Annotated in this window: 14 protein-coding genes; 4 read left to right on the forward strand and 10 right to left on the reverse strand. The window is 39.3% G+C overall.

Features of this window, described 5'->3' with window-relative positions; genetic code table 11:
* Positions 1–7: 7 nt before the first annotated feature.
* From O1Q81_RS03020 to O1Q81_RS03030, 3 genes are all read left to right on the forward strand, one after another.
* Positions 8–1411 (forward strand): uroporphyrinogen-III C-methyltransferase, encoded by a 1404-nt coding sequence (locus tag O1Q81_RS03020; RefSeq protein WP_386698164.1) that lies wholly within the window; start codon positions 8–10, stop codon positions 1409–1411.
* Positions 1412–1422: 11 nt separating this feature from the next.
* Complete coding sequence (locus tag O1Q81_RS03025; protein ID WP_386698165.1) at positions 1423–2697, forward strand: heme biosynthesis HemY N-terminal domain-containing protein; 1275 nt, start codon at positions 1423–1425, stop codon at positions 2695–2697.
* A gap of 355 nt (positions 2698–3052) precedes the next feature.
* Complete coding sequence (locus O1Q81_RS03030; RefSeq protein WP_386698167.1) at positions 3053–12529, forward strand: YadA-like family protein; 9477 nt, start codon at positions 3053–3055, stop codon at positions 12527–12529.
* A 187-nt stretch (positions 12530–12716) separates the two neighbouring features.
* Here the strand turns inward: O1Q81_RS03030 and purB are convergent, their stop codons facing one another.
* Together purB and hflD are read right to left on the reverse strand one after the other, a co-directional pair.
* A complete protein-coding gene (gene purB, locus O1Q81_RS03035; RefSeq protein ID WP_386698603.1) occupies positions 12717–14084 on the reverse strand; it encodes an adenylosuccinate lyase in 1368 nt (455 codons plus the stop codon).
* A 30-nt stretch (positions 14085–14114) separates the two neighbouring features.
* Positions 14115–14726, reverse strand: coding sequence for a high frequency lysogenization protein HflD (gene hflD, locus O1Q81_RS03040; protein WP_386698169.1), 612 nt, complete (start codon positions 14724–14726; stop codon positions 14115–14117).
* 177 nt (positions 14727–14903) lie between these two features.
* Here hflD and O1Q81_RS03045 point away from each other — a divergent pair, with 177 nt between their 5' ends.
* Positions 14904–15539 carry a bifunctional 4-hydroxy-2-oxoglutarate aldolase/2-dehydro-3-deoxy-phosphogluconate aldolase gene (locus tag O1Q81_RS03045; protein WP_386698171.1) on the forward strand — a complete coding sequence of 212 codons (636 nt, stop codon included), beginning with the start codon at positions 14904–14906 and terminating at the stop codon, positions 15537–15539.
* A gap of 52 nt (positions 15540–15591) precedes the next feature.
* On the opposite strand, the gene mnmA is transcribed toward O1Q81_RS03045, so the two are convergent.
* The 8 genes from mnmA to O1Q81_RS03085 all read right to left on the reverse strand — a co-directional run bounded on the left by mnmA (position 15592) and on the right by O1Q81_RS03085 (position 22760).
* Positions 15592–16743 (reverse strand): tRNA 2-thiouridine(34) synthase MnmA, encoded by a 1152-nt coding sequence (mnmA, locus tag O1Q81_RS03050; RefSeq protein ID WP_386698172.1) that lies wholly within the window; start codon positions 16741–16743, stop codon positions 15592–15594.
* A 122-nt stretch (positions 16744–16865) separates the two neighbouring features.
* The gene (nqrM, locus tag O1Q81_RS03055; protein WP_386689278.1) at positions 16866–17108 is read right to left on the reverse strand and encodes a (Na+)-NQR maturation NqrM; all 243 of its coding nucleotides are present in this window, start codon (positions 17106–17108) and stop codon (positions 16866–16868) included.
* A gap of 9 nt (positions 17109–17117) precedes the next feature.
* A complete protein-coding gene (locus O1Q81_RS03060) occupies positions 17118–18161 on the reverse strand; it encodes an FAD:protein FMN transferase (protein WP_386698174.1) in 1044 nt (347 codons plus the stop codon).
* A 136-nt stretch (positions 18162–18297) separates the two neighbouring features.
* Positions 18298–19527, reverse strand: coding sequence for an NADH:ubiquinone reductase (Na(+)-transporting) subunit F (gene nqrF, locus O1Q81_RS03065; protein WP_386698175.1), 1230 nt, complete (start codon positions 19525–19527; stop codon positions 18298–18300).
* Positions 19528–19537: 10 nt separating this feature from the next.
* The gene (nqrE, locus tag O1Q81_RS03070) at positions 19538–20134 is read right to left on the reverse strand and encodes an NADH:ubiquinone reductase (Na(+)-transporting) subunit E (protein WP_386689284.1); all 597 of its coding nucleotides are present in this window, start codon (positions 20132–20134) and stop codon (positions 19538–19540) included.
* Between the two features lies 1 nt (position 20135).
* Entirely contained in the window at positions 20136–20759 is a 624-nt protein-coding gene (locus O1Q81_RS03075; protein ID WP_386689286.1) for an NADH:ubiquinone reductase (Na(+)-transporting) subunit D, read from the reverse strand.
* On the reverse strand, positions 20759–21532 hold the full coding sequence (locus tag O1Q81_RS03080; protein ID WP_386692422.1) for a Na(+)-translocating NADH-quinone reductase subunit C: 774 nt from the start codon (positions 21530–21532) through the stop codon (positions 20759–20761). The genes O1Q81_RS03075 and O1Q81_RS03080 overlap by 1 nt, the downstream gene beginning before the upstream one ends.
* Positions 21525–22760 (reverse strand): NADH:ubiquinone reductase (Na(+)-transporting) subunit B, encoded by a 1236-nt coding sequence (locus tag O1Q81_RS03085; protein WP_386698177.1) that lies wholly within the window; start codon positions 22758–22760, stop codon positions 21525–21527. The genes O1Q81_RS03080 and O1Q81_RS03085 overlap by 8 nt, the downstream gene beginning before the upstream one ends.

The raw sequence follows: 22760 nt of genomic DNA on the forward strand, positions 1-22760 counted from the left end.
AGTTGGTATGAGTAACAAAAAAGAAATTCAATCTAATGCGGTTGAGAACCAAAATGTTGAGGGCATGGACGCTGGAAAAGTGAAGCAAGAATTCACTGAAACAGCAAACCAAAAAGCAAGGGTTGAACCTGAGTTAGCAACGCCTAAAGCAGAAAGTGTAACAGAAACTGTAAAAGCAGAAGTACCAACTACAGAAACTATTGTGGTGAAAAAAGGTGGTTCTGGATTAGGTTTATTAGCTTTATTAGTTGCATTAGGACTTGGTGGCGCTGGCTATTATTTTGGTCAACTTGAAGTGGACAAAATTAACCAAAAAGTCACCGCACTTGAGCAAAAAATCTCAGGTGGAGCGGAAACCTCAGTAAATGCCAGTAGCACTTTTGCAGAAATGCCAAATTTTGAACAAGAGCATGCTCAACTTGAGAAGTTACTCACTGATTTAAAAGCCAATGATCAAAAGCTAACTAGTTTGGAACAGAATTTATCTGAAAAAGAACAGGCTTATGCTAATCTACAAGCTCAAGTAAATAAAATTGCCAATAATAATGCTCAACCAAGTGAATGGTTGCTTAGTGAAGCAGATTTCTTATTGACTAATGCGTTGCGTAAGTTATTGTTAGATAACGACATCGATACTAGTATTTCTTTATTAAAAGTGGCAGACGAAGTATTAACTAAGGTAGATGAACCGCAAGTTAAATTAATTCGTGCCGCAATTAACCAAGACTTAAAGCAGTTGCTTTCAATGAATAGTGTCGATCAAAACGCCATTATGCAAAGTTTATCGCAACTTGCTAATAGTATAGATGAGTTAATGGTGGCAAATGTGAATTTTGGTGATGATCAAAATCAAGATACCCAAGTGTCAGATGATGTAAATGACTGGGAGAAAAATATCGAAAAAAGTGCGACTTCATTTTTGAACCATTTTATTCGCATCACGCCACGTTCAGAAAATACCACTCAAGCATTGCTTGCTCCAAATCAAGATATTTATTTACGTGAAAATATTCGGTTACGCCTACAAATTGCTATTTTAGCTGTACCACGTCAACAAAATGAATTATACAAGCAATCTCTTGAAACGGTTGCAGCATGGATTAGAAGTTATTTTGATACTAATTCTGAAACGACAACCGCATTCTTAAAATCTGTTGATGAATTAGCAGATCAATCTATTTATGTAGAAGTTCCAAATCAATTAAGCAGTTTGAATGCGTTAGATAAATTACTCAACAAAACACCGCAAGAGGTTAAAAAAGTTGAGATTTCAGCAGATAAAGCCCTGATGGAATCAAATCAAATGGCAGCGGAAGAAATGAAATCAGCAGAAGAAAAAAATGCTGAAGAAAAAACAACAGAAGAACCTACGAATGGTGATGAAAAACCAGCAACAACGGAACAACAATAAGGAGCAATACAATGTTTAGAATGCTATTCCTAATGCTTGTATTACTTGCAGGCTTAATTGCAGGACCTTATTTATCTGGAAAACAAGGCTATGTGTTAATTCAAACCGCAAATACCAATTATGAATTGTCACTGGTTACTTTAGTCGTCTTCTTCGTTATTGCGATGGCTATTGTCTATGTGATTGAATGGGTAGTTAGAAAATTCTTTCGTTTAAGTAACAGCACCTATGGCTGGTTTTCACGCCGTAAACGTGTAAAAGCCCAAAAACAAACTTTACAAGGTTTGATTAAAATGGACGAAGGTAACTATTCCAAAGCGGAAAAATTAATCGGTAAAAATGCTAAACATTCTGATGAACCGATCCTTAATTTTATTAAAGCCGCTGAAGCAGCTCAACAACATGGTGATGATTTCAATGCGAATAAATACTTAATGGAAGCAACCGAATTAGCGGGAACGGATAATTTAGCGGTTGAACTTGCACGTACACGTATTCTGTTATTACAAAATAAATTACCTGCGGCTCGTAGCTCAGTTGACAGCTTGTTGGTGATGGCTAACAAAAACTCAGAAGTGTTAAAATTGGCAGTTGAAATTTATAAAAAATCTAAAGCATATCAGGCACTTGATGACATTTTACCAACTATTGAAAGCAGTAATATGTATTCTTTGAAAGAATTCACCGCACTTCAACAAGATGTGGAAAATGGTTTGCTTGATGAAGTCATGAATGAAGAAGGTTCTGATGGCTTACTTGCTTGGTGGGAAGAACAACCACGTAAACGCCACAATGACAACTATGTGCGTATCGGTTTAATTCAACGTTTAATTGATTGTAACGATCATGAATCAGCTTATGATTTAACGGTTGAAACCTTGAAAAGATTGGATTCTGATAGCGAGTTTAATCCAGCATTATTAGCTCAAATTACTCGCCTACAAGTTAGTGATAGCAGTAAACTGATCAAGTTATTACAGAAACGCATGAAAGCGACAGAAGATACTTTAGGTTGTTGTACTTATCGTGCATTAGGTTATTTATATGTGCGTGATGCCGATTTTACCAAAGCTGCAGAAGCGTTTAAACAAGTCGTAGCAAATAAAGATAAGATTGAACCAAATGATATTACTATGGCAACCTACGTATTTGAACAAGTCGGTGAGCGAGATCTGGCAAAACAGTTACGTGATGAAATGTTAAAATCTGCCATGGCAATAGATATTGTTAAAACGGATAAAGAGAAAAATTCAGATACTTTATTGTTAGAGCAAGATAAAAATTAGTTTTGCTCTCATCTTTCATGTCAGTATTTTTTATAGCAGAGTATTATGTAAAACCTCGTACGTTAGTGCGAGGTTTTATTTTTTCTTTATTAATCAGTATATTAACTGTGTATATGGTGTTTCTGAATAGATTATTTTTATTATACTTTATTACTAGGATTAATTTGACAATAAGGTTGAACAATTGTTATTATAAACGATGAATAGGAGTTTTTTTATTCACTAGGGATTTAGAAGATTTAGTTGTAGGGCTAATTCTTTTAGTAAAAAAATAGTAATGCTCATAGGGATGAACGGTTTCAACGGCAGGTTAAAACTGGGCAGTGAGATATTACAGTACGTTTAGGAGGTTTATATGAACCACATTTATAAAGTTATTTGGAGCAAAGTAACACATTCTTTTGTTGTCGTTTCTGAGCTTGCCTCAAGCCAAGGAAAACCAAAATCTTCCGTTACAAATCAAAAAAATAATTTATCTTCATTCCTGCATTTTAGTTTTAAATTAAGTGCAATAGCACTATCACTATTTTCCATCACTCAAGCCGCTCAAGCAGTGATTGCTATCGGCGAAACAAATCGTCAACATGCCGTTCAAGGTACAGCAACTGCAAATGGTTTCAAAGGACATATTGCATATAACTATCATAATCCAGGAAATATGTATTATCCTGGGCAACATAATGATTATGTTTATTCAGGTAACATCGGTGCATCCTATGGTATTGCTATCGGAGCACATGCAACGACAGTAGGTAAAGATAATTATTCATCAGGACTAGCAGTTGGTGATTATGCAAGATCAACTGGTGGTTTATCAATCGCTTTAGGGGCTTTTTCTCAAGCGACTAAAATTGGTTCTACAGTAATTGGTACATCTGGTTTAGCTTCTGGGTTTAACTCATTAGCTGTCATGCGTCAAGCTGCTGCAACACAAGATTATGCCATGGCAATTGGTACCGCTTCTTGGGCAAATGGCACGGGTAGCTTGGCTGTGGGTTCATCTGCCACTGCGAAAGGTGAACAGTCAATAGCTATTGGTAGTGCATGGATGGAAGCCACCGAAAATGCTAATGGAAATCCATCCACATCGTATGTAGAAGATAATACTCGAGCAATAGGAGATCGTTCCATTGCTTTGGGTGTGAGAACAAAAGCGAAAAGTAATGATGCGATTGCTATAGGTACAAATAATAAAGCTAAAGGTGAGCGGTCAATAGTTATTGGAACAAATTCTTTCGCAAAAGGGTACGATTCTATTGTTATAGGTACAGATGCCTCATCTACCATTGATAATGCAGTTGCAATAGGGGATTTAGCTAAAGCAACAACTGATGGTGGTGTGGCTCTGGGGAGAGGTAGTTTCGCAAGTAGAGATTCTATGAATGTGAATCCATATATTCCAGCGGCAGCCAGTTCGACTCAAATTACTGCTATTAATAACACTAAACCTACTACTGGTGCTGTTAGTGTTGGTTCAGATACGGTTAGACGTCAAATTATAAATGTAGCAGCAGGTTCCGAAGATACTGATGCTGTCAACGTAGCACAATTAAAAGCTGTCGTTTCTACGGCATCAGATAATATTCATTGGAATATTCAAGATAATGGTACGCAAAAGAGCCAAGTGAAAAATGGCAGTAATGTGAATTTTGTCAATGGAACAGGAACTACAGCTAAAGTTTCTGTTGATTCAACGGGCACCACCTCAACAGTCAACTATTCAGTTAACCAATCAAATTTAAATGTTGCTCATAATGGTTCAGTAAGTGCGGTGCAAAATGGTAATTATTTTGCTACAGCAGAGCAAGTAGCTAATGCAATTAATAACTCTGAAAAAACTACCAGCGTAAATAGCACAAGCAGCACAATTTCTGTTAAATCGACTGTTTCAGGCAAAAATACTAATTACGATTTAGATCTTTCCCAAGGCACCAAAGATTCATTAGCAAAAGCTGATTCTGCTTTACAATCTTGGACTGCACAAGCAAACGGTAAGGTCGTAAAAACGGTTAATAACGCAAATTCAATCTTAAACGTTATTAACGGTACAAATATTGATGTTTCTGGTGATAACGGCAACATTAAGATTGCAACTGTAAATAACCCAACCTTTACTTCAGTACATGCAAACACATTCACTGCAGGTACAGTGACTATTACAAATAACGGTATTAATGCGGGTAATCAAAAAATTACTAACGTAGCAAATGGTACAGTAAGTTCAACTTCTACCGAAGTTGTAAATGGTTCACAATTGTATGTAACTAATAACAAAGTAGAAATTAATAGTGCGAAACTTAACAAAGGTACCAAGTATGGTGGCGATACAGGTACAGCATTTACTCGTCAATTAGGTGAACAAACTAATGTGAAAGGTGGTTTAGCAGATACATCTAAACTAAGCGACAATAACATTGGTGTAGAATCTAACGGTAGCGACACCTTAACCGTCAAATTAGCGAAAGAGTTAACTGGGTTAACCAGTGCAACATTTGGTGGTACATTGATTAGCAGTAATGGTTTAACCATTACGGGTGGTCCGAGTATAACTCAAGTAGGTATTGATGCAGGTAGTAAAAGAATTACTAACGTCAGTGCAGGTGTAAATGGTACAGATGCGGTTAACTTAGATCAGTTAAATGCCATCACTGCAGCAACAGGTTCTACTAGTTGGAAGTTGGCTGTAAATAACGGTGCAAGTCAAAATGTTGCCGCCAATGCAACCGTAAATTTGAATAATGTAGATAATAATATCAATCTTACTCAATCAGGTACTAATGTAACCTTTAATTTAGCAAATGATGTTAATGTAACTAATAGCTTAAAAGTTGGTAATAATACAGTTATTAATAATAACGGTTTATCCTTTACTAACAGCTCAGTAGCTATTACTGCTAGTGGTCTAAATAATGGCGGTAATAAGATTGTTAATGTTGCTAATGGTACTGTAAATGCAACCTCAACAGAGGTAGTGAATGGTGCGCAGTTATATGCAACTAATCAAAATGTATCTAATAACACGCAAAATATTACCAACATTAACACTGAAATTGGTAAAGGTACCAAGTATGGTGGCGATACTGGAGCAGCATTTACTCGTAAATTAGGTGAACAAACTAATGTGAAAGGTGGTTTAGCAGATACTGCTAAACTAAGCGACAATAACATTGGTGTAGTATCTAACGGTAGTGATACTTTAACCGTCAAATTAGCGAAAGAGTTAACTGGGTTAACTAGTGCGACATTTGGTGGTACATTGATTAATGGTGATGGTTTAACCATTACGGGTGGTCCGAGTGTGACTCAAACAGGTATTGATGCGGGTAGCAGAAAAATTACTAACGTTAGTGCGGGTACAAATGGTACAGATGCGGTTAACTTAGATCAGTTAAATGCTATCTCTGCAGCAGCAGGCTCTACTAGCTGGAAGTTGGCTGTAAATAACGGTGCAAGTCAAAACGTTGCCGCCAATACAACGGTGAATTTGAATAATACAGATAATAATATCAATCTGACTCAATCAGGTACTAGTGTAACCTTTAATTTAGCAGACAATGTTAATGTAACAAATAGCTTAAAAGTTGGTAATAATACAGTTATTAATAATAACGGTTTATCCTTTACTAACAGCTCAGTAGCTATTACTGCTAGTGGTCTAAATAATGGCGGTAATAAGATTGTTAATGTTACTAATGGTACTGTAAATGCAACCTCAACAGATGCAGTGAATGGTGCGCAATTGTATGCGACTAATCAAAATGTATCTAACAACACGCAAAATATTACCAACATTACCACTGAAATTGACAAAGGTACTAAGTATGGTGGCGATACAGGTGTAGCATTTACTCGTAAATTAGGTGAACAAACTAATGTGAAAGGTGGTGCAAATACATCTAACTTAAGTGACAATAACATTGGTGTGGTATCTAACGGTAGCGACACTTTATCTGTGAAATTGGCGAAAGATTTAACTGGATTAACTAGTGCCAAATTTGGTGATAATACATTGATCAATAGTAATGGTTTGATTATTACTGGTGGTCCGAGTGTGACTCAAACAGGTATTGATGCAGGTAACAAGAAAATTACCAATGTAGCGAATGGTACAAGTGGTACAGATGCAGTTAACTTAGATCAGTTAAATGCTATCTCTGCCACAGCGGGTGCTGGTTGGAAGTTAGCTGTAAATAATAGTACTACAAGTCAAAGTATTACTCCTAATACAACGGTAAATTTGAATAATGTAGATAATAATATCAATCTTACTCAATCAGGTACTAATGTAACCTTTAATTTAGCAAATGATGTTAATGTAACTAATAGCTTAAAAGTTGGTAATAATACAGTTATTAATAATAACGGTTTATCCTTTACTAACAGCTCAGTAGCTATTACTGCTAGTGGTCTAAATAATGGCGGTAATAAGATTGTTAATGTTACTAATGGTACTGTAAATGCAACCTCAACAGATGCAGTGAATGGTGCGCAATTGTATGCGACTAATCAAAATGTATCTAACAACACGCAAAATATTACCAACATTACCACTGAAATTGACAAAGGTACTAAGTATGGTGGCGATACAGGTGTAGCATTTACTCGTAAATTAGGTGAACAAACTAATGTGAAAGGTGGTGCAAATACATCTAACTTAAGTGACAATAACATTGGTGTGGTATCTAACGGTAGCGACACTTTATCTGTGAAATTGGCGAAAGATTTAACTGGATTAACTAGTGCTAAATTTGGTGATAATACATTGATCAATAGTAATGGTTTGATTATTACTGGTGGTCCGAGTGTGACTCAAACAGGTATTGATGCAGGTAACAAGAAAATTACTAACGTCAGTGCTGGCACCGATAGTACAGATGCAGTTAATGTGGCTCAGTTAAATGCGATTAGTAGTACAGTCAATGCAGGTTGGAACTTAACGGATGGCACAAACCAAACCACCGTGAAACCAAACACAACGGTAGCGTTAACCAATACAGACGGCAATATTAAAGTGGTGAATACGGATAATAACGTCACCTTTAACTTAGCCGACAACTTAAATGTCACCACCATTACCTTAAAAGGTGAGGCGGGAACCAATGGTACCATTGGCTTAGACGGTACAAACGGTACGATTGGTTTAACTGGCAAAGACGGAGCCAGTGCGAATATTACCGTGGCGAACGGCAAAAATGGTATTGACGGCACAAGTACTACTCGCATCGTGTACGATAACCAAAGTGTAGCGACCTTAAATGACGGACTCTTCTTCCGTGGCGATGATAGTAATGTCACAGTAGGCAAAAAACTAAATGAAATCGTCACCATTAGAGGTAACTTATCACAAGCAGCTAACGTAACGGATAAAAACTTACGGGTAGATGTAGTGAACAATGATGCGTTAGTGGTGAACATGGCGAAAGAGCTAACCGATTTGACTAGTGCAACCTTTGGTGGTGTTGGCAGCAATACCGTGATTAATAAAGATGGTGTCACCATTATTAATGGCGGCAATACGGTCAGCTTAACCAATAACGGTTTAGATAATGGTAACCATACTATTACCAACGTTGCAGCAGGTATCAATAGCACTGATGCGGTTAACGTAGCCCAATTAAATGTGGTGAATAACACTGTCAATGCAGGTTGGAACTTAACGGATGGCACAAACCAAACCACCGTGAAACCAAACACAACGGTAGCGTTAACTAATACAGACGGCAATATTAAAGTGGTGAATACGGATAATAACGTCACCTTTAACTTAGCCGACAACTTAAATGTCACCAGCATTACCTTAAAAGGTGAGGCGGGAACCAATGGTACCATTGGCTTAGACGGTACAAACGGTACGATTGGTTTAACTGGTAAAGATGGTGCCAGTGCGAATATTACCGTAGCTAACGGCAAAAATGGTATTGACGGCACAAGTACTACTCGCATCGTGTACGATAACCAAAGTGTAGCGACCTTAAATGACGGACTCTTCTTCCGTGGCGATGATAGCAACGTCACAGTAGGCAAAAAACTAAATGAAATCGTCACCATTAGAGGTAACTTATCACAAGCAGCTAACGTAACGGATAAAAACTTACGGGTAGATGTGGTGAACAATGATGCGTTAGTGGTGAACATGGCGAAAGAGCTAACCGATTTGACTAGTGCAACCTTTGGTGGTGTTGGCAGCAATACCGTGATTAATAAAGATGGTGTCACCATTATTAATGGCGGCAATACGGTCAGCTTAACCAATAACGGTTTAGATAATGGTAACCATACTATTACCAACGTTGCAGCAGGTATCAATAGCACTGATGCGGTTAACGTAGCCCAATTAAATGTGGTGAATAACACTGTCAATGCAGGTTGGAACTTAACGGATGGCACAAACCAAACCACCGTGAAACCAAACACAACGGTAGCGTTAACCAATACAGACGGCAATATTAAAGTGGTGAATACGGATAATAACGTCACCTTTAACTTAGCCGACAACTTAAATGTCACCACCATTACCTTAAAAGGTGAGGCGGGAACCAATGGTACCATTGGCTTAGACGGTACAAACGGTACGATTGGTTTAACTGGCAAAGACGGAGCCAGTGCGAATATTACCGTGGCGAACGGCAAAAATGGTATTGACGGCACAAGTACTACTCGCATCGTGTACGATAACCAAAGTGTAGCGACCTTAAATGACGGACTCTTCTTCCGTGGCGATGATAGTAATGTCACAGTAGGCAAAAAACTAAATGAAATCGTCACCATTAGAGGTAACTTATCACAAGCAGCTAACGTAACGGATAAAAACTTACGGGTAGATGTAGTGAACAATGATGCGTTAGTGGTGAACATGGCGAAAGAGCTAACCGATTTGACTAGTGCAACCTTTGGTGGTGTTGGCAGCAATACCGTGATTAATAAAGATGGTGTCACCATTATTAATGGCGGCAATACGGTCAGCTTAACCAATAACGGTTTAGATAATGGTAACCATACTATTACCAACGTTGCAGCAGGTATCAATAGCACTGATGCGGTTAACGTAGCCCAATTAAATGTGGTGAATAACACTGTCAATGCAGGTTGGAACTTAACGGATGGCACAAACCAAACCACCGTGAAACCAAACACAACGGTAGCGTTAACTAATACAGACGGCAATATTAAAGTGGTGAATACGGATAATAACGTCACCTTTAACTTAGCCGACAACTTAAATGTCACCAGCATTACCTTAAAAGGTGAGGCGGGAACCAATGGTACCATTGGCTTAGACGGTACAAACGGTACGATTGGTTTAACTGGTAAAGATGGTGCCAGTGCGAATATTACCGTAGCTAACGGCAAAAATGGTATTGACGGCACAAGTACTACTCGCATCGTGTACGATAACCAAAGTGTAGCGACCTTAAATGACGGACTCTTCTTCCGTGGCGATGATAGCAACGTCACAGTAGGCAAAAAACTAAATGAAATCGTCACCATTAGAGGTAACTTATCACAAGCAGCTAACGTAACGGATAAAAACTTACGGGTAGATGTGGTGAACAATGATGCGTTAGTGGTGAACATGGCGAAAGAGCTAACCGATTTGACTAGTGCAACCTTTGGTGGTGTTGGCAGCAATACCGTGATTAATAAAGATGGTGTCACCATTATTAATGGCGGCAATACGGTCAGCTTAACCAATAACGGTTTAGATAATGGTAACCATACTATTACCAACGTTGCAGCAGGTATCAATAGCACTGATGCGGTTAACGTAGCCCAATTAAATGTGGTGAATAACACTGTCAATGCAGGTTGGAACTTAACGGATGGCACAAACCAAACCACCGTGAAACCAAACACAACGGTAGCGTTAACCAATACAGACGGCAATATTAAAGTGGTGAATACGGATAATAACGTCACCTTTAACTTAGCCGACAACTTAAATGTCACCACCATTACCTTAAAAGGTGAGGCGGGAACCAATGGTACCATTGGCTTAGACGGTACAAACGGTACGATTGGTTTAACTGGTAAAGATGGAGCCAGTGCGAATATTACCGTAGCTAACGGCAAAAATGGTATTGACGGCACAAGTACTACTCGCATCGTGTACGATAACCAAAGTGTAGCGACCTTAAATGACGGACTCTTCTTCCGTGGCGATGATAGTAACGTCACAGTAGGCAAAAAACTAAATGAAATCGTCACCATTAGAGGTAACTTATCACAAGCAGCTAACGTAACGGATAAAAACTTACGGGTAGATGTAGTGAACAATGACGCCTTAGTGGTGAACATGGCGAAAGAGCTAACCGATCTCACCAGTGCAACCTTTGGTGGTGTTGGCAGCAATACCGTGATTAATAAAGATGGTGTCACCATTATTAATGGTGGTAATACGGTCAGCTTAACCAATAACGGTTTAGATAATGGTAACCATACTATTACCAACGTTGCAGCAGGCGTTAATAGTACCGATGCGGTTAACGTAGCCCAATTAAATGTGGTGAATAACACTGTCAATGCAGGTTGGAACTTAACGGATGGCACAAACCAAACTACTGTGAGACCAAATTCAACAGTTGCGTTAACTAATACAGATGGTAATATTAATATTACTAATAACAATGGAAACGTAACATTTGATTTGGCTAAAGATCTTAATTTAGGTGCTAATGGTTCGGTAACTGTTGGTAATACTACCGTTGATAATAACGGGTTAGCTGTGGGTAATACTACAGTCACCAATAATGGTTTAACTATTGCAGGTGGTCCAAGTGTTACTCAAACTGGTATTAATGCTGGTGATAAGAAAGTAACTGGAGTCGCTGCAGGTGATATTTCTGCTAACAGCACTGATGCGGTTAACGGTAGTCAGATTTATAAGATTGAACAAAATGTGACAGCTGCGAAAACAGAAGTGGAAGCAGGCGATAACATTAACGTAACTAGTGCAGCAGGTGCTAACGGTCAAACCGTTTACACAGTTGCCACTAAACGTGATGTAAACTTTGATAATGTCACCGTTGGTAATGTAAGCATTAGTAAAGATGACGGTATCAATGCGGGTGATCAAAAAATTACTCATGTTGATAAAGGTGAGCTTTCAGCAACAAGTACCGATGCAGTTAATGGTAGCCAGTTATATCAAACTAACCAAAATGTAACTAATATCACAACTGAAGTTAACAAAGGCTGGAATGTGACAACTGGTACAGTTGAGGGTTCAACAGGTACAGTTACAGGAAATACCACGACTAAAGTGGCGATGGGAGATACCGTCAGTGTGAAAGCAGGTAACAATATTGCAATTACGCAAGATGGTAAGAATATTTCCATTGCAACTTCATTGAAACCAACATTTGAGACTGTAACAACAGAAACTGTTACTGTTGGTAAAGGTAGTAATACAGCAACAATAGGTACAACAGAAGACTCCAATGGCAAAGCAATTAACATTGCGGGTTCTGACGGTTCTTCTCCTATGCGAATCACTAACGTGGCTCCTGGTGTAGGTGATACCGATGCAGTGAATGTTGGTCAACTTAAAAATGTTACCCAAAATGTAACTAAACTTGATCAACGTGTATCTAAATTAGATAAACGTGTTCGTGGTATAGGTGCAAATGCCGCAGCGGCTTCTTCCTTACCGCAGGTTTATATACCGGGTAAATCCATGGTTGCTGCCGCAGGTGGTGTGTATAGTGGAGCATCTGCTCTTGCGGTTGGTTACTCCAGAGCAAGTGATAATGGTAAAGTTATTATCAAATTGAATGGTACTGCCAATAGCGAAGGACACTACTCAGGTGGTGTGGGTGTTGGTTACCAATGGTAATTACCTAGTAACATAAATAGATAAATTAGGGGCTAAGTTCGATAGGACTTAGCCCTTTTATAACAACAAGAATTATATTTTGTCTACTAGGGCATGGTGTATAAAAAAGTGCCAACTATTTTGTCTACTATGCCATAAACCAAAAGTGCGGTGAAAAACACCGCACTTTTTTCAATTAAATCAATGATTAAAGTTTTTCCACTAACTTCACTGCATCACCAATATAATTTGCAGGCGTAAGCTGTTGTAAACGCACTTTCTCTTCTTCTGGAATATCCAGTTTTTCCACAAATTCACGCATCGCTTGTTCATCAACACGTTTGCCACGGGTTAATTCTTTTAGCTTTTCATAAGGTTTTTCAATGCCATAGCGACGCATCACGGTTTGAATGGGTTCTGCTAACACTTCCCAGTTTTGGTTAAGTTCATCACGTAAATGTTGTTCGTTCACTTCTAATTTGCTAATGCCCTTGAGCGTTGCAGCATAGGCAATTAAGCAATAACCCAAGCCGACACCGAGATTACGCAATACGGTGGAGTCGGTTAAATCACGCTGCCAGCGAGAAATTGGCAATTTTTGCCCTAAATGGCTCATCACCGCATTCGCCACCACAAGATTGCCTTCAGAATTTTCAAAATCGATCGGATTAACTTTATGTGGCATTGTGCTTGAGCCAATTTCCCCTGTAATAGTGCGTTGTTTGAAATGATTTAATGCAATATAACCCCATAAATCACGGTCAAAATCAATGATAATGGTGTTAAAACGCACCACGGCGTCAAAATACTCTGCAATGTAATCATGGGGTTCAATTTGGGTGGTGTAGGGATTCCATTGAATGCCAAGGGAAGTGACGAATTGTTCACTGAATTGATGCCAGTCAATGTCAGGATAGGCAGATAAATGGGCGTTATAGTTCCCCACCGCACCATTAATTTTGCCTAACACATCGACTTGTTTTAATTGATTAAATTGACGGCGTAAGCGATGCACCACATTCGCCATTTCTTTGCCGACAGTGGACGGGGATGCAGGCTGACCGTGGGTACGAGAAAGCAGCGGAATGTCTTTGTATTCGTTGGCTAAACGCGTAATTTCATCAATTAATTTTTGCCATTGTGGCAAAATCACTTCTTCACGAGCAGTTTTTAACATCAACGCATGGGACAGATTGTTAATATCTTCTGAGGTACAAGCAAAATGGATAAACTCGCTAATTGCCGCCAATTCAGGCAAGGCGGCGGATTTTTCTTTTAAGAAATATTCCACCGCTTTCACATCGTGATTGGTAGTACGTTCAATTTCTTTAATGCGTTCCGCATCTTGTAAACTAAAATTTGCCACAAGTTGATCGAGGTAATCGTTTGCTTGTTTTGACAAAGAAGAAACTTCCGCAATTTGTGCAGTAGATGCCAATTTTTGTAACCAACGTACTTCAACGGTTATACGGAATTTTAATAGACCAAACTCGCTAAAAATACCACGTAAAGCAGTGGTTTTATCTTGATAGCGACCATCAATCGGGGAAAGGGCAGTTAACGCATTGAGTTGCATAGCATTGAAAGACATAGAGATTTTGCTCCGTTAAATAGTTTCATATAATTGTTGTGCCATATTTAGGATCTTACGGCGAGAGAATAGCAGTTGCCATTTGCTACCACCTACTTGTTGCCAAAGCATAGCCGATCGAACGCCCGCCAACAAACAGGCTCGAATACGGTTTTGAATAGATGGTTGCTGTAAATATTCCGCATTACCGAATATTTGAATCCGTTTACCCAATGGACTGAGAATATCGGTATAGATAGTAGCAATTTTTTCTAACATGGTTTCATCAAGCAGTGAATAATATTCTAATTGAGTTGGCATATATTGAATACGATGGGCGAGCTGAGATTTCGCTTCCGCATTATCTTGCAATTTACCAGCCATTGCTACTAAGCTCAACCAATAGCGAGCGAGTTCAGGGTTTTGAGCATTTAGTTGTTCAATTAAGGTTTCTAAGCCTAATTTGATATTATCCAACGAACCACCAAAAACCGCCAATGTATCAGTTGGGTGTGTTTGTAATAAACTTTTTAAAGAAACTTCTAGGGCATAGGTATTCGCTTGCCCTCGTTGTGCAAACTGTTGCACTAATCTTGCCGACTGACAAACCCCAGCTAGGGCGAGAGTGATATCTTGATAATTTGCCATGTTTTTTGATGAAGATGAAGTTGGAAAAATTAGAACTGATCATAGCATTTTTTGAGAATGTTTTAAAGATTTAGGACGATGTACTAAAAACTAGATGATGTTTTTAATTGACAATTTATGTGAAAAGACAGATAGTTATCTTAAAATTTACGCAACCAATCTAATTAAGGAAAAACTATGCCATACACCGAACAACTGATTGAAAAATTAAAAACTTTAAAAGTCGTCCCTGTGATTGCTGTGGATGATGCCCAAGATATTTTGCCACTCGTCAAGGCCTTGTCTGACAATGGTTTACCTGTGGCTGAAATCACTTTCCGTTCCGCTGCTGCTGAAGAATCTATTCGTCTAGTGCGTCAGCATTATCCTGATGTGTTGATTTTAGCAGGCACAGTGTTGACCGCAGAACAAGTGGTCGCTGCTAAGAACGCAGGAGCAGATGCCATTGTTACTCCAGGATTTAACCCAAAAATTGTACAACTCTGTCAAGATCTAGGTTTGCCAATTACACCAGGGGTGAATAATCCAATGTCCATTGAAGCTGCATTAGAATTTGGTATCACCGCAGTAAAATTTTTTCCAGCGGAAGCCAGCGGTGGGGTGAAAATGATTAAAGCCTTACTTGGTCCTTACGGCAATTTGCAAATTATGCCAACAGGGGGAATTTCACCGACCAATATTAAAGACTATCTAGCCATTCCAAATGTGGTCGCTTGTGGTGGATCTTGGTTTGTAGAAAAAGCCTTGATCAAGCAGAAAAAGTGGGATGAGATTGGGCGGTTGACGAAGGAAGTCGTAGAGTTGGTAAAATAATAGTTTGGATTGCGGTGAAAAATATTTGTTTTTTTCACCGCGGTTTTATTGATTATTTGATCTGTGTTTCAATCACCCCACCTCCCAGACAAATTTCTCCTTGATAAAATACCGCACTTTGTCCTGGGGTGACGGCAATTTGTGGCTCGTCAAATATCACACGAATATTATCATCGTTGATGGGGATAATTTCGCAAGGAATATCGCTTTGACGATAGCGAGTTTTAACTGTGCAACGTAACGGTTGGCGGATAGGTTGGCGATCTACCCAATGTAGTTGGCTGGCGGTTAAACCTACGGAAAGCAAGGCAGAATTATCATGTCCTTGAGCCACGATTAATACATTGTTAATTAAGTCTTTTTCAACCACGTAGAAAGGGTCTTCGCTTAATCCTTGTACGCCACCAATTCCTAAACCTTTGCGTTGTCCTAAGGTGTGATACATTAACCCATCGTGATGACCGACTAACTTACCTTCCACTGTACGAATTTCACCAGGTTGAGCAGGCAAATAACGAGCTAAGAAATCTTTGAATTTGCGTTCGCCGATAAAACAAATGCCAGTAGAATCTTTTTTCTTCGCGGTGACTAAGCCGAGATCTCCCGCTATGGCTCGTACAATCGGTTTTTCAATATCACCAACAGGGAAAAGGCTTTGTCCGACTTGTTGATAGCTTAAGGTATAAAGGAAATAGCTTTGATCTTTATTGCTATCTAAACCACGTAATAATTGAGCATGCTCATCATCACCTGAACGGCGAACATAATGCCCTGTAGCGATATAATCTGCACCTAGGTCTTCTGCCGCATATTCTAAAAAGGCTTTGAATTTAATTTCTTTGTTGCACAAAATATCAGGATTTGGCGTGCGACCAGCTTTATATTCACTTAAGAAATGTTCAAATACATTGTCCCAATATTCCGCTGCAAAATTGATTTTATGTAAGTGAATACCTAGTTTATCGCAAACTGCTTGTGCATCGGCAAGATCAGCGGCAGCAGTACAGTAGTCGGTATCATCATCTTCTTCCCAGTTTTTCATAAACAAGCCTTCCACTTGGTAGCCTTGTTGTTGTAGGATAAAGGCAGATACGGAAGAATCTACGCCACCTGACATCCCCACGATGACTTTTTTGCTTTGGTTGTGGGCGAGCTGATCGGCGGTGAGGGTTGGAAAATGATGGTTGTAGGTGGTTGATTGCATAACTTCGTTCTCTTCCCCCATACTCACGTATGGGGTTAAACATGGTGACGCTACTTGTAGCTGGTCTAAAGATGCAGAGCATCATGATTTGCGTATCCCCGTATGCTAATACGGAGCAGTAATTATTTCACTTCATAAAAGGCAGGTTTAGCAAACCGTTCTAACTCTTTCGGATCTGCTTCCCCCTTGGCGACCTTGTCTTTTAGATTATCACAAGGCTCATCACAGTCACAAACTTTTTTCATACCTAACGATGAAATACCCCCACAGCTCCCTTGAATGGATTTACGTTTGACAATATAACCCAATGCCATGCCGAAAATCACTAAAATAAAAATGCCAAAGGTGACTAAAAAAACTTGCATAATATTTCCTTATTTATTTTGTTCCATGAAAAGTGCGGTGAATTTTGATGACATTTTTGTTTCAAAACCTTTCTCTGTTTTGATAATCATGTAAATGGCAATGCCTTGTTGTTCTGCAATGGCAAGGGCTTTTTCTTCACCTAATACAAATAATCCCGTGGATAAGCCATCAGCAGTCATTGCGGACGGGTGTAATACGGTAATAGAGGCTAATTTATGTTGCACAGGGTAGCCTGTTTTCGGATCGATTTCGTGATTATAGCGAACGCCATTTTGTTCAAAATAATTGCGGTAATCTCCTGATGTTGCCATGCCGAGATCTTTTAAGCCAACAATTTTTTGTACGGAACGAGAACCATCAAAATTGGGTTGTTCAATGGCAATTTGCCAATCTTTATGTTCTGCATTTTTGCCTTTGGCTCGGATTTCACCACCAATTTCTACTAAATAATTTTGCGTGCCGATTGTTTCAAGATAATCCGCCACTTGATCTACGCCATAACCTTTGGCAATGGAAGATAAATCTACATAAAGCTGAGGAATGTTTTTTTCTAAACTATATTTATCGCCATTATGATTTAATTTTAATTTATCAATCCCTACGATAGCCAAACGTTCATTGAGTTGCTGTTGGCTAGGTTGTTGGTCTAAACGTTTTTCTGGACCAAATCCCCATAAATTGACTAAAGGTCCAACCGTAACATCTAATGCTCCGTCTGTTAATTTGTTTAAACGTAAGGACTCGGCGATTACGTTGCCTAATTCAGGGGAAATTTCAATCGCTTGATTAATCTGGGTATTTTGGTTAAAGCGACTTAATTCTGAGGTTGGAATATAGGTGGACATTTGATCGTTCACCTTTTTCAAGATGACTTCAATCTGTTCATGAGCCTGTTCTGCTTTTTGGCTTATCTTGCCGTCATCAATATATTTGATGTGGTAGGTGGTTCCCATGGTTTTGCCTGTTAAGGTAATGATTTCAGGTTGTTTACCACAAGCAACAAGGAAAAGGCTTAGGGCTAGGGTGACTAAATATTTTATAGAATATCTCATTTTCTTGCTTTATTATGTTTTCAACCCTGCACTTGCGTACAGGGTTATAAAAAGTAACGATGCTCCGCATCTTTTCTATAAAGCTACGGAGTAGCGTCACCATGCTTAGCCCCATACACAAGTATGGGGATAGAGGTTAACCACCGAAATCATCTAACAAGATGTTTTCATCTTCAACGCCTAAATCTTTCAGCATTTTGATCACAGCAGCATTCATCACTGGTGGTCCACACATATAGTATTCACAATCTTCTGGTGCTTCGTGATTTTTCAAGTAGTTTTCATAAAGTACGTTGTGAATAAAGCCAGTGTAACCTGTCCAGTTATCTTCTGGTAACGCATCTGATAAGGCAATATGCCATTCAAAGTTGTCGTTTTCACGAGCCAACATATCGAAATCTTCTTCATAGAAAATTTCACGTTTTGAACGAGCACCATACCAGAATGACATTTTACGTTTACTGTGTAAGCGTTTTAATTGGTCAAAGATATGGGAACGCATTGGTGCCATACCAGCACCACCACCGATAAATACCATTTCATTATCGGTTTCTTTAGCAAAGAATTCACCAAATGGACCTGAAATCGTGACTTTATCACCTGGTTTTAATGACCAAATATAAGATGACATTTGACCTGGCGGCACGTCTGGGTTACGTGGCGGCGGTGTGGCAATACGTACGTTAAGCATAATAATGCCTTTTTCTTCTGGATAAGATGCCATAGAGTAAGCACGAATAATATGCTCATCGACTTTTGACACATAACGCCATAGGTTAAATTTATCCCAATCTTCATGATATTCTTCTGGAATATCGAAGTCTTTGTATGCCACAGTATGGGGTTCAGCTTCAATCTGAATATACCCACCTGCACGGAATGGCACTTCTTCACCTTCAGGGATTGCCAATTTAAGTTCTTTGATGAAAGTGGCTTTGTTATCGTTAGAGATAACGGTACATTCCCATTTTTTCACGCCAAAGATTTCTTCTGGTAATTCAATATCCATTGAGGATTTGACGTTTACCTGACAAGATAAGCGATAACCTTCTTTGGCTTCACGTTTGGTAATATGAGAAAGTTCGGTTGGAAGAATTTCACCACCACCAGATTTCACTTTTACCACACATTGACCGCAAGAGCCACCGCCACCGCAAGCTGATGAAACGAAAATTCCTTTGCTAGCTAATGCCCCTAATAATTTACCACCTGCTGGCAGGGTGATCGCTTTGGCAGGATCATCATTGATCGAGATGGTAATATCGCCTGAGTCCACTAATTTAGATTTGGCAAATAGAATGACCACCGCAAGCACCAATACAAGGGCGGTAAAAATGCCGATACCGAAAATAAAATTACTATCCACGATATGCTCCTTATAATTGAATGCCTGAGAATGACATAAAGCCTAACGCCATTAAGCCTACGGTGATAAAGGTAATCCCTAAACCACGTAAACCCGCTGGTACATCAGCATATTTCATTTTTTCGGTTAAGCCTGCAAGAGCCACGATAGCTAACATCCAGCCAGTACCAGCACCGATACCGTACACCACAGATTCTGGGAAGTTGTATTCACGTTGTACCATAAAGGATACACCGCCGAAAATGGCACAGTTTACCGTGATTAATGGTAAGAAGATCCCTAACGCACTGTAAAGTGTTGGGAAAAATTTATCTAATACCATTTCAAGAATTTGTACTAATGCAGCAATCACCCCGATAAAGGTGATGAAGTTTAAGAAAGTTAAATCCACCCCTTCCACTAATGCCCCATCTTTTAAGATGTGGGTAAACACTAATTGGTTGGCTGGCACGGCAATGCCCAATACTACGATAACGGCAATTCCTAAACCAAAGGCAGTTGAAACTTTCTTTGATACTGCAAGGAATGTACACATACCAAGGAAGAAAGAAAGTGCCATATTTTCAATAAATACGGACTTTACAAATAGACTTAAATAATGTTCCATTTTATTTCTCCACTTGCTCAGGTTTCCAAGTTCTTAAACCCCAAATCAGGAAACCGATAATAAAGAATGCACTTGGTGCTAATAGGAATAAACCATTGGTTTGATACCAGCCACCATCATTGATGGTTTGGAATATGGTTATCCCGAATAATTTACCTGAACCAATTAATTCACGTAAAAATGCTACAGTAACTAAGATTGCACCGTAACCTAAACCGTTACCGATACCATCTACGAAACTTTCTAATGGAGCTGATTTCATCGCAAAGGCTTCCGCACGCCCCATTACGATACAGTTGGTGATAATCAAGCCAACGAATACCGAAAGTTGTTTGGATAAATCATAGGCATAAGCACGCAAAATTTGGTCAACCAAAATTACCAATGAGGCAATGATCGCCATTTGTACGATAATACGAATGCTATTTGGAATATAGTTACGGATAAGAGAAATAAATAAACTTGAAAAAGCCGTTACTAAACTTACCGCAATCGCCATGACTACCGCAGTTTGTAATTGGGTCGTTACTGCCAATGCAGAACAGATCCCTAAGATTTGTAATGCAATCGGGTTGCTATCAGCGATAGGTGATAACAACAATTTTTTAAGATTAGAACTTGCCATTAGTTTGCCCCCATTGCTGCTTTGAATTTGGTTAAATATGGACCAAAACCATTTGGACCGAACCAGTATTTAATCGAACCATCTACACCGTTAGATGTTAAGGTTGCACCTGATAAGGCATCTACACCATGTTCCACATCAGCTGAACCACCTTTATGCACACCTAAAGCAACTTCACCTTGTTCGTTGAAGATTTTTTTATGTTCAAATTTTTTCTGCCAAAGTGGATTGGCGATTTCACCACCAAGACCAGCGGTTTCCCCCTGTTCATAGTAAGTAATCCCTTTCACGGTATTGGCATCGGTTGCCACAGAAACAAAACCATACATAACAGACCATAAGCCATTACCATACATTGGTAACACCACTTGGGTGGTTTTGCCTGCTTCATCTTTAACTAAATAAACTTCTGCATATTTAGCCCGCACTTTGATGTGTGCTTTATCGTCTGCTGGTGCAATAGCTATGCTGGTTTTTGGATCTTTCGCAGCGGCTTTGGCATCAAAATTATTAATACCCTCTACATAGTCGCCAGTAGCTAAATCCACGATTTTAGGTTCAATAGATTTTGCATAGACTTCTTGGATATTAATGTTTGGTTGTATTAAACCAGCGGCTTGTAAAATATTTTTTTGTTTATCAAGCTGTTTCTGCACATCTTGGGCTGGTTTGAGCAATACCGCAGCACCAGCCACCACAAGAGAACAGATCAAACTTAACAGTACGACAACGGTTAATGTGCCGCCTACGCTATCTTTATTAAATTTAGACATTGCGAACTCTCCGACGTTTGATATTTGCTTGAACCACTAGGTAGTCAAACAATGGAGCAAATAAGTTAGCGAATAAAATAGCCAACATCATACCTTCGGGATAAGCAGGGTTGACGACACGAATTAATACTGCCATAAAGCCGATTAACGCACCGTACCACCATTTACCTTTTTCAGTAAATGATGCTGAAACAGGGTCGGTTGCCATAAAGATCATACCGATGGCGAATCCACCTAACACTAAGTGCCAGTGCCAAGGCATTGAGAACATTGCATTGGTCGAAGAACCGATTAGATTAAAGGCTGTCGCTGTAATCACCATACCTAAGAAAGTACCAGCAATAATACGCCAAGAAGCAATACGAGCGAATAAAATAATTAACCCACCGATAATCAAGGCAAGGGTTGATACTTCACCCATTGAACCAGGGATATTGCCTAAAAACGCATCCATCCACGTGATAGGTTGACCAGTGGAAATGTGTTTTAATGCCGCTTCACCACCTTGCGCCCATTGAGAAAGAGCGGTTGCACCAGAGAAACCATCTGCCGCAGTCCAAACTGCATCACCTGAAATTTGAGCAGGGTAAGCGAAGAATAGGAATGCACGACCAGCAAGGGCAGGGTTCATAAAGTTTTTACCTACACCGCCGAATACTTCTTTCGCTACTACTAAACCGAAAGTAATCCCTAAAGCCGCTTGCCATAATGGTAAGGTTGGTGGAACAACTAAAGCAAACAGAATTGTTGTTACGAATAAACCTTCATTAACTTCGTGACCACGAACTACCGCAAAGGCAACTTCAATAGCCGAACCTAACAAGAAAACAGTTAGGTAAATTGGTAGGAAAAACACCGCACCTAATGCCATTTTACTGCCGATACCAGCATCTAAAGAAACATCTAAACCTAACCATTGAACAATCGCATAGTGCCAATCTTGAGTAGCTAACGCATCAACAGTTGTAGCAAGACTTGCAATCGCATTGATGGATTGATGACCTACGTTATACATACCGTAGAATACTGCTGGGAACAATGCTAACCACACGGTAATCATCATACGTTTTGAATCAATCGCATCACGCACGTGAGTACCGTTCTTTGTTACCGTACCTGGTGTGTAAAGCAAGGTAAACATAGCCTCAAATACAGGATAAAGTTTAGCGAATTTACCACTTGGTAGGAATGCGGGTTCCATTTTTTCAAAAAGATGTTTTAAACCCAT

Origin of the sequence: Lonepinella sp. MS14436 (assembly GCF_042470565.1) — a bacterium.
Classification (GTDB): domain Bacteria; phylum Pseudomonadota; class Gammaproteobacteria; order Enterobacterales; family Pasteurellaceae; genus Lonepinella.